Here is a 14,659-nt window from a genome sequence, read left to right as displayed (position 1 = left end):
ATTTTTTATTTTTTTGTCACGAGTATGAGTCCGTCAATAACGAAATAAAGTGTAAATATATAAATTTGCTTTTCGATCTCAACTGGTTATATAACATGGCTTGATACTTCTATCTAACTGGGCTGCCCATGACTACTTTTATCATCATCATCGCTATAGTGCTGCTTATCGGCGTTTACGCGATCTCTATCTACAACAAATTAATTACCCTACGTAACCGCTTTAAAAATAGTTTTGCGCAAATTGAAGTCCAACTAAAGCGTCGTTATGATCTTATCCCTAACTTAGTAAGCACAGCGAAAGGCTACATGCAACACGAGCAAGAGACCTTTGAACGTGTGATTCAGGCGCGTAATCAAGCGATTTCTGGTCTAAAAGCCGCGAGTGAAGCGCCAGAAAGTGAAACGGCCATTCAACTTCTCGGTCAAGCAGAGGGGATGCTCAAGAATGCACTGGGCCGGTTGAATGTGGTGGTGGAAGCGTATCCTGAGCTTAAAGCCAGTCAAACGATGATCCAACTGCAAGAAGAGCTCACCAGTACAGAAAATAAAGTCGCATTTGCTCGTCAAGCCTTTAATGATTCGGTAACCAGTTACAACACCTATAAGCAAACTTTCCCTCCCGTTTTATTTGCCAATATGTTTGGTTTTCAAAATGGTAACTTGCTTGAGTTTGCTGACAGTGAAGCAATTCAAGAGGCGCCTAAGGTGAGCTTTTAATGGATTTCTTTCAACATCAAGATACCGCCCGTCAACAAACTCGGCGCTTGGTGCTGTTATTGGCTTTCACTATGTTGTCGATTACTGCCCTGCTTAGCCTTGGCAGTATGTTCATTTATTTAAGTGTCTCTCATGCCTCATTGGATTGGCAAACGGCAATCCGCTTAAGCTTGTTGTGCTTCGCCGCACTGAGTCTCGTTATTGGCTTGAGTGCTTGGCTGCGTTTGTATGATCTGCAAAAGCAAGGGGGATGTAGCGTGGCCGAAAGTCTCGGTGGCCAGTTAATCGCCAGTGATACTACCCATCCCAAACATCGTCAGCTGCTTAATGTCGTGGAAGAAATGGCCATCGCCGCCGGTATTGCGGTACCACAAGTGTATTTGTTAGCTGATGAACAAGGGATTAATGCCTTTGCCGCCGGAATGAGTATTGACGATGCAGTGATTGGCATTACTCAAGGTGCGTTGGATAATTTCAATCGTGACGAATTGCAAGGGGTTATTGCCCATGAGTTTAGTCATATTCTCAATGGGGACATGCGCCTTAATACCCGATTGATTGGTTTACTGTTTGGTATTACCTGTGTTGCCTATTTTGGTCATCTCATTGTCGATAGTTTATCTCGCTCACGGCGGCGTAGGATCCGACGCTCTTCTGATTCAGACAAAGGTGTCGCAGCGCTATTTGCGATTGGTGTCGTGTGCATTGTCTTCGGTTGGATTGGTACGCTATTTGGTTCGATGATTAAAGCGGCGATCTCTCGGCAACGCGAGTTCCTGGCTGATGCTAGTGCGGTACAATTTACTCGTAATGATCAAGGCATCGCTGGCGCACTAAAAAAAATTGCTGGTTATTCACCAGGATCGACATTATCCGCCAAAGCCAGCGACGAAATAAGCCATATGATGTTTGGTCAAAGCCGCCGACGTGGTCTTGCAGCGCTGTTCGCCACTCATCCACCTTTAGAAGAACGCATCCGCAGAATTGAACCGTATTGGGATGGCAGTGTACAAAGCGTCAACGAGCATCAAACCCGCTCGTTTGCTGATTCATCAGTCAGCGGCTTTGCAGCAAGTGCAAGCTCGGCACCCGCCTCTAGCACAATATCAACATCTACTGAACTCTGCGCTAGCGGGCAAGCGCTGATTAGTCAGTTGCCACAACCATTAATTGCGATGGCACGAGAACCATACAGTGCTCGCTTTGTTGCTTTTGCTCTGATTTTTGATGGCAGTGAAGCGCAACGTCATATCATCAAACAGCATATTCCGATGGTATCCCAAGCCACTATTCTACCTTGGCTGGATTATGCCATTCCAACCCATCTTCGCTTGCCTTTACTGGAATTAAGTATCCCAGCACTTAAATCACTCAGTGAAGGGCAAAGACATCGTTTGTGTGAAGTGTTACGTGAACTGTCACTCACCGATCATCACTATTCGTTGGCCGAATGGTGTGTGATTAATCTCCTAGAGAAACAATTACTGCCGACACTTGGTCATACGCGTCAAAACAAATCTCTGGAGCAGTTGCAATCTAGCGTCTATTGGTTACTGCGTGAGCTGGCTTGGGTTTGCCATGATGAGCGACAAGGGGCACAAATCGCTTTTGACAATGCGCTGCGCCATCTGAGTTTGCCAGTGATCCCCCTTGAACCTGCAGAGAATAATTGGCCATTAAGCCGTACCGCATTGGAATTATTACTGCAGTTAAAAGAGCGAGAACGAGCGCAAGTCGTCAAAGCTTGTCGATTGGCGATTGAATCAAACGGTAAGGTTACCGTTGCAGAAGGCGAGCTGTACCGAGTCATTGCCTGCTTTTTAGAGATACCAGAACCGCCGTTAAGCCTCTCAGTAGAGAGGTAATTTGCATTCCCACTCAACCATTGTCTGATTAATGCCGTATTGGTTGAGTGACGAATTAAGTTTTATAACCACTTAATTAAACTTTCTATCACAATCAACCAATCGTTTACTCTGAGTCAAGAGCTACATAATGGCTTATCCGTACTTGGACACGACTTTGTCACGCCCTCTAGGACACCTCAACAATAATCGAGGGTTATTAGGCCATCTTGTTGTTATCCACTGTGAATAACCATCAAATTTCATCCGAACTCTTAATATCAAGCATTAGCATCTTAAGTGCGCAAAACATTCACCATGGTCATACCAGATAAACTTTTGTTTACTATTTACGCAACCTCGAATATGGTATCGGTCCCACCCAAGGTGTGGGAATTTATTGAGGTCTCTATGAAGCACAACATTTTATCAGCGGTAATAGGAACATTACTGCTTTCATCTTCTCCTTTGATGGCTTCTGGAACGGATTCTGATATCACCGCACGCATTATTGGCGGCGAAAAAGCACAACCCAATGATTGGCCGTATATGGCCGCGTTGACTCGAATTAATAAAAACACCTCATTTTGCGGCGGTAGTTTGATCTCAGAGCGCTACGTACTCACGGCTGCTCATTGCGTTGTCGGTGAAGCCCCTAGTGATTTTGAAGTACTTCTCAACGCTTATGATATGGATCAGTTGTCCTCAGCGATACGCGTAAAGGTAAAACAAATTTACCTTTACGCTGATTATCAAAAAAATAGTAACTCTTCACCACACGATATTGCCGTATTGGAACTGGTTAAAGCAGTAACCATCGAAGCAGCAGAATTAGACGACCAAGCTGATATTGATAGCCTGATATACGGTTCTGATATGACGACTATCGGCTTTGGCTACCGTCAATACAATGGTAAACAAGGCTATGATAAACCAAAGGTTCTACATCAAGTAACTTTGCCATTTGTACCTATGGCGCAATGCAAGCAGGCACACTCGAGCTTTGAAAAGTTAGGGGACGGCGTGTTTTGTGCTGGCGAAACAGGCAAAGATACCTGTCAGGGTGATAGTGGCGGCCCGATTTTCTCTAATGATAATAGCGGCAAAAAACTGGCGGGCATCGTCAGTTGGGGAGTGGGCTGTGGTAAAAACCCTGGCGTTTATACCAAAGTCAGTCATTATCACCACTGGATACAAGATCACATCAAGGGCCTCTCCTATCGTCAACACAAAGATTTGGGCATTGTTCGAATAGGTATTGATTCTCAAGCGTTTACCTTTACCAACCAGTCTAATAATGATATCGAGCTAAAAAACCCTAAGGTTCTAGTCGATGGAAGAAATGGGCTTGGCGATATCTCGATCAATAACTGCCCAGAAAGCTTAGCCGCTGGTGCAAAATGCAGTATCATTGCAAATTATGCGCTTCTTACCCATCGCCAAGGTCGAGTTGTATTGGAGCTAGAATCCAGCTCTTTTGCTGAAGGCAAAATATCCGCTTGGCTCGACTATGATGCCTTACAAGATGCTGGACAAGAAGTAGCTAATTATCTTCGTGCTCTACCTGAGCATAAGGCTCATACCAATTCTCATAAATGGTTGGTGGATGGCGATTATTTAAGAAGTGAAAGTGGCCTTAGTAAAAATCAAAATTCTGAGTTAGTGCTTGAAAATCTTCGGCGTGGGGAGCTGAGCTTCATCTATTCAATTAACTCTGATGATAAATTAGACTCTTTAACTATTTATGTTAATGGTAAAAGAAAAGAAACATTTTATAACCAAGCCACAGGTTATCATACGCTAGAATTATATAATGCACATAATACTGTGCGCTTTGATTATAATCGCTGGAAATATAGTAAAGGGCACGATAGTTACGTAAAATTGTCTGATATCAAACACCAAAAACTTACCAGCGATCTGATCAATGAAATTCTAATAGAGCAAGCCAAAAATAGTGGCGGCGGTGGCGGTGGTAGTATTGGATTTGGCGCGGGGCTAGGATTATTAGCTCTGATGTGGATGCGTCGTTCACGTCAGCAATAGCAGTTATTAATACTGTCAAAGTCAATCAGCAACCCAAGCTATCTCGGTATCGCTTGGGTTGTTTTTTTGAACTATACAAAATCGATGGTCAATAATAAACGCCGTTCGTTTGGGACATATGCTGGTGAACGGTGAACTAACCCGTTGTTTTCATTCCCCTCCCAGCCACTGCCTTTTAGCAATGCGACATCACCAGTGACCATTTGATGGATAATACTCTCTTTAGCGAATAAACCCGAGCAATCATCCGCTTGACTCAGACTTCCGGCACCCAGTTTCGTTCGATCGAGCCCTTGGCTACCCAGCCACTGCGTGGCAGAACCAGCATAAGTGGTCACCAGTCGGCATGGAACATGATCGACATGAAATTTAGGACACATCGGTTTATCGAGTATCGTTAGCCGCACCCCGACTTCTTGCACATCAAACAAACAACAAAACATGTCGACAATCATTGCGATATCTTCACTCAATATGTCTGCGCAAACATAATCAGCAAGTTTCTCGCGTAAGTATTCAGCCACATTCAATGGCGTGACTCGTAATACTAAAGCCAGTGATGGGGCTTGCTGTAACAATAATTCGACGTTGTGTTGCAACTCGGTAGATAAAACACGTTGCCATATCGCAATGTTATGCTCAGGTTGATAGATATCGGTTAAAATGCTCGGCAGAGAACCTATCGGTAGGGCCTCTGCCTTTTCAATAGGAACCAATTTAGACGCTATTTTATCGCTCATGCTTCGTCCTCCCATCCTACAAATGGGTCTGGCAACGTCTGCCAAAACGTTTCTCCAGCGAACACCGCCTCTTCACTTAACAAACACTCATCCAGTGCCTTAGTCATCGCGACTTTATCTAGCCCCTGACCGATAAACACCAACTCCTGACGCCTATCGCCAAAGGGCTCTAGCCAATGTTCTTCAATCGCTGCTAAATCATCTTCATTCGTTGGCCATTGCTCTTGAGGGATAGCTTTCCAAAATAGGCCAGCAAAACCATAGTCTGCAATACCCCCAGCTTGATTCCATTGCCCGACGAGATCTGGGCGTGACGCTAACCAAAAGTGACCTTTTGACCGGAGCAATTTGCCAAAATCGCTGGTGTTGTGTAAAAAATGATACAATTTTTCAGGATGAAAAGGGCGACGAGCCTGATAACTAAAACTACTGATCCCATACTCTTCTGTTTCTGGGATATGCTCGCCTCTGAGTTCTTTTAACCAACCTGGAGCCTGTTGTGCACGTTCAAAGTTAAATAACCCAGTATCTAATACCTCGGCGATATCAACTTGCCCATTTTGGATAGCGATAATGCGAGCATGGGTATTTAAGACCTTTAAAATTGAGGTTAAATGTTCGAGATCCGTTTGAGAAACAAGATCCACCTTACTGATCAAAATAACATCAGCAAACTCAACTTGCTCAATCAATAAATCTGTCACACTGCGTTCATCTTCGTCATCGAGGTGTTCGCCACGCTCTTGTAATGACTCAGCCGCGTGGTAATCACGTAAAAAATTCACCGCATCAACCACAGTAACCATAGTGTCTAAAATCGCAACATCGGAAAGTGAAACCCCCTCCCCATCAGCAAAAGTGAACGTCTCCGCAACCGGTAGTGGCTCAGAAATCCCTGTTGATTCAATCACCAGATTATCGAAACGCCCCTCCTTCGCCAATTGATTGACCGTAATCAACAGATCTTCACGTAGGGTGCAACAAATACAGCCATTACTCATTTCCACCAGCGTTTCTTCTTGATGATTGAGCGACACTTCGCTTTTTACAGTAGCTGAATCAATATTAATTTCACTCATATCGTTGACGATCACCGCAACTTTCTTGCCTTGACGATTATTCAAAATATGGCTGAGCACGGTGGTTTTTCCTGCGCCAAGAAAACCAGACAGGACCGTGACTGCAAGTTTTTTCTGGTTCATAGCAGTGACTCCAAACTGAATATGAATTCGAATCAGTAACCAGAATGAACATAAGTGCACGGCAACTGATCAATTTCGTTTTTGAACTTGATAAACGGTGACTTAGTGCGGTTTAGATTGATACCACCACCAAGCAAAATCAAATGTTATAACATAACAATAAGATTGCCAATCTTTGGTTGGAAATAAAAAATCGGTGATTAATGTGGCGAAGAAGTGTCAGTGTTCATTCAAGTTAGAATATTTGCAGGAAAAGAATAGCGTTTATGGCGGGAGGTTAAGCAGTGATAAAAGAAAAACCCTGTACAAAAAAGAACCTATTCCATTTTGTACAGGGTTCTTGACCCTTATGTTTCGCTTGTCGTTTAAAACTACCTTTGCCTTTTTGCGCCTTAACCACTCGAGTACGAAATAACGAACTGGTGACCACGGCTTTCAGCGCATTATCTTTGATCACCCCTCGGCCATGATCTAACGCTATTTCCTGCGTATGCTCCGCTTTTGACTGCGGAGGAAACGGTTTTTTCTTCACAATAACACCTCGTTTAAATTGAATCCTTTTATCATCCACCGTTTAAGCAACATCTATACTCAAACGACTTGAAACCATAGACCGACCGTCAGTTGATAAGTTCCCAATCACATGAATAAACCCTATGATTGGGATCAACGAACACAATCAAGGCCGCCACAGCTTGCAACGGAAAGAGTATAATCCATCAAAAGAATGCTTGCCAATACCCGCACCTGGCAGATGACTTAAATGACGACAATCAGGTACGTTTACTCGTATAATAAAAGTGATTAAGACCAGTAAAACGTGTAGATTCAAGTAATTAAAATCTCGAAGCTCAGCGCTTTTTCTGTTGGTAGTAGCAAAGGGAAATACAATGGCTGAACGCATTGAAAGCCTAGATTTTATCCGAGGGGTTGCCGTTCTCGGTATACTGTTTATGAACATCATGGCGATGGCAACCCCTATTGAGGCCTATTACAGCCCATTTTGGCGCGAAGGCTTATCAACATGGGAAGTGCCTTTATATCACCTACAAAGCCTGTTGTTTGAGAGCCGCTTTATGTCGATCTTCAGCCTGCTGTTTGGTGTGGGATTGTATATTCAGTATCAAAGTGCGCTAGCAAAAAACCTTCCAGCACGGGCTAGATTATCATCACGGCTACGTTGGTTATTATTGTTTGGCCTTTTGCATGGTTTTTTACTTTTTGAAGGCGATATTTTAACGCTATACGCCTGCTGTGGATTTTTACTGATACGCTTACTCGATCTCAGCAGCAAAAAGCAATGCGTTCTGGCATTCGTACTGATGGGTTTAAGCCAACTGGTGATGCTGGGTTTCGTTGCCCTACTGATGTATCACGACATCCCAATTTTCACCGCAGAGCTACCCTTGAGTGGAACAGACCTCACGACACTGCAACAAACATGGACCAGTTACCCAGACCGATTATTGGCACAAACCATCAACTTTGCACAATTCTTACTCTTTATTCCATTAACCGTGCTTTGGTATAACACCGGCTTAATGCTGATCGGTATTTTGCTGTACAAAAACGGTTTCTTTCAACAAAGTTGCTGGCTACCTTGGGGACTTGGTTGCTTACTACTCGGATTAATTTCAGGATGGGGTGTACAGCAGCTACGGATAACATTCGGGCTGAGCTTAGACGTTGGCTTCTCGACGATACTTTTGATGATGTTGACGGGGTTGCTGTCAGCGATTGGTTACTGCTCACTACTGATGTTATTCGCCAACCATCACCATGTGTTGGTTCGCTTATTGAAGCAAGTGGGCAGAATGGCATTTACGCTCTATATATTACAAAGCGTCATGGTTTATCTGATCTTTGTTTGGCTTGCTCCGCAGTTATGGGGGCAACTTGGTAGGCCAGAGCTGATGGCCTTAGTCATTGTATTAACCGTCTTTCAAGTGTGGTTTGCTGATTTCTGGCAACGTCACTATGGGCAAGGGCCGTTGGAAAGAGGCTGGCGATATTTAGCTTATCGAGGGTTTGATCACTAAAAAGTCTGTCATTGCTCAAACTTCGTCGTATTAAGATCAAGATACGGTTCATCATTTAAGGTATGACATTGGCCAAAACCAAAATACAAATGAGAATCAATTGCAATTTTAGTGCTGTTTCTTTAAGCTGACGGTACTGTTATCATCTCAGACTCCAAATCCATGACCGAGCACGTTTTCTTTCAAGAACTCTTTGAAAAATCGAGTAAAGTAACCCCTTATCTTAACGGTAGATTTTCATCGAACTCAGATCAACAAGAGCCGATAATTCAGTGGGATCACCTTAGCTCAGCGCATATTCAAACTCTCTATTGGAATCTGCAAGCCGCTCATCCTGAAGCAGGATCCGCCTACTGGCTAACGCGTACTTGGACACTACTGTGCTGGCAGCCGGTCTATGTCGCTTTTGTCGCGATTTATGCTTGTCGAGGTTTACCGCAGTTATCTTCTATCGCCCAGAACGTTCAGCCTAATTTTGTCAGTGGTTTTCACTTCAACTCATTGAAATACCAGCAAGGTGAGCAAAAAGATCTTATTGCTCAGGCAGGCAAAGAGTTGAGTGAACTGTTCGAATATTTTCGCCACGAGATGGAAACATGGACTCGTATCCGTCCAGGCTTCACCCAGCATCTTTTTGCTGACAGTGTGTTGAACTGCTTGACCCAATTTCAGGAGTTCTACCCGGATCTTTCTAGGACGGAATTATTAGCACAAGCTCATCTCTGGTTAGAAGCCTGTAACTTACCAAAAACGTTAATACACTCTTTAAGCTACAACGCTGACACTCAGGCTGTCTCACACGTTCGAACCAGTTGTTGTTTGGTGTATAAATGCCAAGGGCGCAAACTTTGTCAGAACTGCCCAAGACATCCTGATAATAAGACTAAGAGCGCCCTTCAGCATGAACTGACTTAGATGAGGTCGAGGCAAAAGCCGTCCACATAATCAATAATGCAAAAAGAACACACAGGTAAATTGGGTAATGTGGTGAAAGAGTTGCACTAAAAGCTAACAAAGAAGCTAAACCATAGCCGATGGTATGTGACATAGAGATATAACCCGCGACAGCTCCGGGTGCATCCGAATATTGGGCCGTCGCGGCGGTAGTATAAGCAGGCACAAGCAACGCAGCACCACATGCAATAAACACCATAGCCAGAGGTAATACCCAGACTTGAGTGACTAAAAATAAGGCGAAGCCCACCACCACCAACCCAGCCCCTAAACGGTACATATGCTCTGGTGAGAGTTTCTTTTTCTTAATAACCATCACTTGAGTTACAAAAGTACATGCTGCGCTGATAGTAAGCAGCAACCCAATCGCGTCACTAATTTGGCTCGTCGGCCATTTCGTCACTGCACTGAGCAATGGAGAGAAACTGTATTGCAGCAAAGAAATCGCGCTACATAACAGCAATCCACTGGCGAGAAAACGCCACAATCGACGACTAGGAAACCAAGGCAATGATGCAGGCAATCGATTATCAGTTGACAACATCGACGGTGTGGGTAGAAAACAGGTACCTAGAAGCGCAACCATCGGTAATAAAACCATGATTAAGAAAGGTGCAAACGGCGACGCTTTTAGGGCGAGCAGTGAAATAACCGGACCAAGCAAGCGTCCCACACTCAAGCCAATGCTGACGGATGTTATCGCTTGCAAACGATGCTGCTCACCACACAATAATATCGCCCAATGCTGACTAGCAGGCACCATACCCGATACCGTACAGCCATAAATAATCCGCGCTACCGCAAGTCCAATCAAACATAACATAAAAATGGAAGCGGACTCTCGACTGGCCATGGCAAACAGAGCCAACAAGAAAAAGCTCACTGCCATACCAACGAGAGCCTGAATCACCACATGTTTAGGGCCATGTTTATCACTAACCCGCCCCCAAAATGGCGCAGAAGGCAAAAATAAAAAGCTGCCGAGAGCGATCAAAATAGACCAAGTGGGAAGATCAAACGCCGATTGCTCGACCAAAAAAGGCAGTGAAACCAAAAGCCCATTTTGGCCAATTCCCATTAATGCTGCCGACAAGCCAATCACACTCAATTGGTAAGACTGTTTTTTTAAAAGAAACATAGTGATAGCCGCTATTGTTGAGCTATGTTAAACCATCAATATCACGGTCTAACAATACGAAAAATGACAATAAAAACAATTATCATTTATATTCCATCATGTTAACATAACCTACTGGTAACCAATAAATCAATTTTCCATTACATTATGTTCCGACTTGTCGACGCCACATTTAACATTGATGAGAAGCTTATTCTCTCATCCACAAATCTGACCTTCGAGCCTGGTAAAATCACGACTCTGCTCGGTCATAACGGCTGCGGAAAATCTACCCTTATTAAATTGCTCAGTAGACAAAATAAACCGTCTTCAGGCCAGGTATTCTATGGTGATCAGCCCGCCTATACCCTGAATAATATCGAGTTTGCCCACCAAGTCGCTTATTTACCCCAACATCCACCGATGACGGCTGGGGTTACGGTGCGCGAGTTAGTTTGTTTTGGCCGCTACCCATGGAAAGGAGCTTTGGGACGTTATGATGCGCAAGATTACACTATTGTGGATGAAGCCATTGCCAAAGTAGGCTTAAGTGGATTTTCAGATAACTTTGTAGCAACCCTATCTGGAGGGGAAAGACAGCGGGCTTGGGTTGCTATGTTACTCGCTCAACAAAGTCAAACTCTGTTGCTCGATGAGCCAACCTCAGCCCTTGATGTGGCCCATCAACACGAACTGTTGACACTGCTCCGTGAACTCAACCAAAGCTTAGCACTGACAGTCATCATGGTGCTTCATGATGTAAACATGGCCGCTAAGTTCAGTGACCATCTCATCGCCCTACATTCCGGTCGAGTCATCGCGCACGGCACGCCAGAACAACTGATGAATCGCGAAACGTTACTGCAAATCTATGGCATGGAGCTAGCTATTTTTACTCACCCTCGCACTGGTCAAATGATTAGCTACATCCCTTAAATCAAAACAAAAGGATTCTGTTGTGAAGACGTTTATCACTCTGCTGCTTTCTCTATTGGTATTTCATACACACGCCTTAGAAATTCAACATGAAATGGGCAGCGCCTTCTTTACCAGTCCACCAAAGAAAGTCATCGTGCTTGACTGGGCATTAGCTGAAACGGTGCTGAGCTTAGGAGTGGAGCTACAAGGTGTGGCCGATCTTAAAGGTTATCAAGAATGGGTGGTTGAACCGGCACCGAATGCGAACGCCGTCGATGTCGGTTCAAGACGCGAGCCGAATATCGAGTTGCTGAGTGAACTCAAACCCGATGTAATTCTGATAAGTCAGCAGATGGCACCCGCTTATGAATTACTCAATAAAATTGCACCTGTGGTAGTATTTACTCTCTATAATGAAAAAAAACAGCCACTTAACGCAGCGGAATCCACCACTCGATTTTTAGGTCAATTGTTTGGAAAAACACAACAAGCAGAGCAAGTGATTACGGAAACTCAAGCCAAGCTAATAGCCAATGGTGAAAAAATTCGCTCACAATCTCAGGTGAATAAAAGCCTGCTCTTTGTACGTTTTATTAACGATAAGACATTGCGCATTCATGGGCAGGGTTCACTGGCCCAAGCCACCATTTCTGCCATGGGGCTTAAGAATAGTTGGCAAGAGCAGACCAATATATGGGGCTTTACCACTACGGGCTTAGAAAAACTTGCCGAATATCAACAAAGCCGCGTGATGCTGTTTGGTCCACTAAAACCACAAGATCGCCGAGTACTACAAACCTCTCCACTCTGGCAGGTCATGGCATTTACACGTCAAGACGCTGTCTACGAACTTCCTCCGGTCTGGACCTTTGGTGGCCTAATTGCTGCGCAGCGTTTTAGTGACCACATTACTGAGCGGTTGATCGTGCAATGATCCCGACCATAAGTCTTCCCCAGTCCAACAAAATAAAATTATCGATGACCACTTTGCTCTTGGTGGCATTATTTTGTTTTATTGTCGCATTATTACAAGCGACAGCACCCTATTCGCAAGGCATTACGCTGATCTGGAATACGGTGTGGCACTTTGACTCAAACAATTATCAACATGTCATTACCCATTTGACCTATCTGCCACGGCTTTGTGTCGCTCTGATCTGTGGGTTTGCCCTCGCTATAGCAGGTTGTGTAATGCAATTTGTTCTACGCAATCCCATCGCATCACCAACCACACTCGGCGTCGCGACTGGGGCAGAGCTCGGTATAGTTTTAAGCCTGTTGCTGCTGCCAACTGGATTGGCCATCCCTAATTTCATACCTGCCTTTTTAGGTGGCTGCTTAGCCACAACACTGGTTTTTTTGCTCAGTGCTAGTCGTGGTTTTGCTCCACTGCACATGATCTTAGCCGGCATGGTGGCCAGCCTTTTCTTTGGCTCACTCAATATCATGCTAATCATGCTGCATGAGCAGAAGCTGACCAGTATTTTTGTTTGGGGAGCGGGGGCACTTAACCAAAATGGCTGGAGCAGTACAACATTGCTATTGCCTTTAATTGCGCTACCAACATTACTCTTACTTATGCTGCAACGCCCACTGTCCGCACTGCAATTTGGCGATGGTATAGCGTCGTCTTTGGGCGTCAATATCAAACAGATGAAACTTATCTGTCTTGGGCTGGCAATATTCATTACTGCCGCTGTGGTCAGCGAAGTCGGCTTGATCGGCTTTATTGGCATCGTCGCTCCTGCCATCGCACGATTACTCGGGATACGACAGCTCACCCCCCAATTACTGAGTAGTGGCATGATTGGCGCACTCATGCTGTTGATTGTCGATTTAGCTATTCAACCTTTCTCTGGTGTCGGGGGGGAACTGCTGCCAGCAGGTGCAATGACGGCCTTACTGGGAGCACCGTTCCTATTGTGGTTACTACAACGTACTCAGCTACCTTCCGAACTTCGGGCTCGTGAAGAGCCGATTGAGCACTATCGAAAAGTCAGCTGCGTGCGGATTTTCGTTATTCTGCTAAGTCTACTGAGTACAATAACCTTATGCGGGTTAGTGTTTGGGCAAGGGCAAGCGGGGTGGAGTCTAACTCTCAATCCAATACTGCTAGAACTTCGTGCTCCTCGTGTACTCACCGCACTTCTTGCCGGTATAGGGCTGGGGCTGGCTGGTACCCTCATCCAACGTCTCTCCAATAACCCGATGGCAAGCCCAGAAGTACTCGGACTTAGCTCCGGAGCGGCACTCGCGATAGTGATCGGTAGTACCTTTGGGACCGCGATGGAACGCGATGAACAGATGCTATTAGGAACCGTCGGTGCACTCACCGTTACCGCTTTGATTTGGCTCCTCGGGCGCAAACACAATTTTTCGCCAAGCCAAACCCTACTAACGGGAATAGCCTTGAGCGCGGGGTTAGATGCCCTACTGCGTGTAGTGATGAGTTCAGGCCATGACAACGCCACAGCACTGCTGACTTGGCTTTCGGGTTCTACCTATTTAGTCGCCACTTCCGATATCTATTTATTAGCAGTGGGTGTTGGGCTAGTAGCTATAGTGGCATTGTTGCTCGAACGATGGATCGCGATCATCGAGTTGGGCGAAGTCACCGCTCGCAACCTTGGCATGAACGCGACTCGAGTTCGCTTGGTCTTACTGTTGCTTGTGGCTGCTCTAACCACACTCTGTACGATAGTGATTGGTCCTTTGAGTTTTATCGGCTTACTGGCACCCCATATGGCACGGAGCCTGCACCAATACCAACCGCGTTCGCAAATGCTTACCGCCACTTTACTCGGTGCAATAGTCATGGTACTGGCGGATTGGGTTGGGCGTAACCTCTGGTTTCCTTGGCAATTCCCAGCTGGCCTGCTCGCTTCTCTTATTGGTGGTGGTTATTTCCTATATCTAATGAGACGTTAGCCGTACGTGATACTTAAAGAGGCTAACCCGTTAGCCCCCCTCACATTAACATCTGCACAACAAATAAACTCATTGGTTTAATTGTTTAATCATTTTTATTGAAATTTACTTACAAATAGACAAAAACCTATTGAACATGCAAATGATAACGA

Annotated in this window: 12 protein-coding genes; 8 read left to right on the top strand and 4 right to left on the bottom strand. The window is 44.9% G+C overall.

Annotation, left to right across the window (positions count from 1 at the left end):
- The first annotated feature begins 128 nt into the window (after positions 1 to 128).
- The 3 genes from CAG58_RS16775 to CAG58_RS16765 all read left to right on the top strand — a co-directional run bounded on the left by CAG58_RS16775 (position 129) and on the right by CAG58_RS16765 (position 4,609).
- Complete coding sequence (locus CAG58_RS16775; protein ID WP_004395000.1) at positions 129 to 719, top strand: LemA family protein; 591 nt, start codon at positions 129 to 131, stop codon at positions 717 to 719.
- Entirely contained in the window at positions 719 to 2,584 is a 1,866-nt protein-coding gene (locus CAG58_RS16770; RefSeq protein WP_161426302.1) for a M48 family metallopeptidase, read from the top strand. Before CAG58_RS16775 ends, CAG58_RS16770 begins: the two co-directional genes overlap by 1 nt.
- Before the next feature lie 390 nt (positions 2,585 to 2,974).
- A complete protein-coding gene (locus CAG58_RS16765; RefSeq protein ID WP_161439757.1) occupies positions 2,975 to 4,609 on the top strand; it encodes a serine protease in 1,635 nt (544 codons plus the stop codon).
- A gap of 71 nt (positions 4,610 to 4,680) precedes the next feature.
- On the opposite strand, the gene CAG58_RS16760 is transcribed toward CAG58_RS16765, so the two are convergent.
- The 3 genes from CAG58_RS16760 to CAG58_RS16845 all read right to left on the bottom strand — a co-directional run bounded on the left by CAG58_RS16760 (position 4,681) and on the right by CAG58_RS16845 (position 7,086).
- A complete protein-coding gene (locus CAG58_RS16760) occupies positions 4,681 to 5,349 on the bottom strand; it encodes a DUF1826 domain-containing protein (protein ID WP_161425201.1) in 669 nt (222 codons plus the stop codon).
- Complete coding sequence (gene zigA, locus CAG58_RS16755) at positions 5,346 to 6,551, bottom strand: zinc metallochaperone GTPase ZigA (protein ID WP_161425202.1); 1,206 nt, start codon at positions 6,549 to 6,551, stop codon at positions 5,346 to 5,348. The genes CAG58_RS16760 and zigA overlap by 4 nt, the downstream gene beginning before the upstream one ends.
- Positions 6,552 to 6,828: 277 nt before the next feature.
- Positions 6,829 to 7,086, bottom strand: a complete 258-nt coding sequence (locus tag CAG58_RS16845) for a ribosome alternative rescue factor ArfA (RefSeq protein WP_161425209.1) — start codon at positions 7,084 to 7,086, stop codon at positions 6,829 to 6,831.
- A gap of 355 nt (positions 7,087 to 7,441) precedes the next feature.
- On the opposite strand from CAG58_RS16845, the gene CAG58_RS16745 reads away from it, so the two are divergent.
- Positions 7,442 to 8,590, top strand: a complete 1,149-nt coding sequence (locus tag CAG58_RS16745; RefSeq protein ID WP_161425203.1) for a DUF418 domain-containing protein — start codon at positions 7,442 to 7,444, stop codon at positions 8,588 to 8,590.
- A 162-nt stretch (positions 8,591 to 8,752) separates the two neighbouring features.
- A complete protein-coding gene (locus CAG58_RS16740) occupies positions 8,753 to 9,505 on the top strand; it encodes a siderophore ferric iron reductase (protein ID WP_161425204.1) in 753 nt (250 codons plus the stop codon).
- Here the strand turns inward: CAG58_RS16740 and CAG58_RS16735 are convergent.
- On the bottom strand, positions 9,474 to 10,682 hold the full coding sequence (locus CAG58_RS16735) for an MFS transporter (protein WP_161425205.1): 1,209 nt from the start codon (positions 10,680 to 10,682) through the stop codon (positions 9,474 to 9,476). The genes CAG58_RS16740 and CAG58_RS16735 overlap by 32 nt on opposite strands.
- 147 nt (positions 10,683 to 10,829) lie before the next feature.
- Here CAG58_RS16735 and CAG58_RS16730 point away from each other — a divergent pair, with 147 nt between their 5' ends.
- The 3 genes from CAG58_RS16730 to fhuB are packed head-to-tail and all read left to right on the top strand — an operon-like array spanning position 10,830 to position 14,507.
- A complete protein-coding gene (locus CAG58_RS16730) occupies positions 10,830 to 11,597 on the top strand; it encodes an ABC transporter ATP-binding protein (protein ID WP_161425206.1) in 768 nt (255 codons plus the stop codon).
- 22 nt (positions 11,598 to 11,619) lie between these two features.
- A complete protein-coding gene (locus CAG58_RS16725; RefSeq protein WP_161425207.1) occupies positions 11,620 to 12,513 on the top strand; it encodes an ABC transporter substrate-binding protein in 894 nt (297 codons plus the stop codon).
- Between the two features lie 44 nt (positions 12,514 to 12,557).
- Complete coding sequence (fhuB, locus tag CAG58_RS16720) at positions 12,558 to 14,507, top strand: Fe(3+)-hydroxamate ABC transporter permease FhuB (protein WP_161425208.1); 1,950 nt, start codon at positions 12,558 to 12,560, stop codon at positions 14,505 to 14,507.
- The last annotated feature ends 152 nt before the right edge of the window (positions 14,508 to 14,659 follow it).

This window comes from Vibrio sp. V31_P5A7T61 (assembly GCF_009904895.1).
Lineage (GTDB): Bacteria > Pseudomonadota > Gammaproteobacteria > Enterobacterales > Vibrionaceae > Vibrio > Vibrio metschnikovii.
Note: the sequence above shows the minus strand (reverse complement) of the source record. Positions and strands in the feature narration are given on the sequence as shown.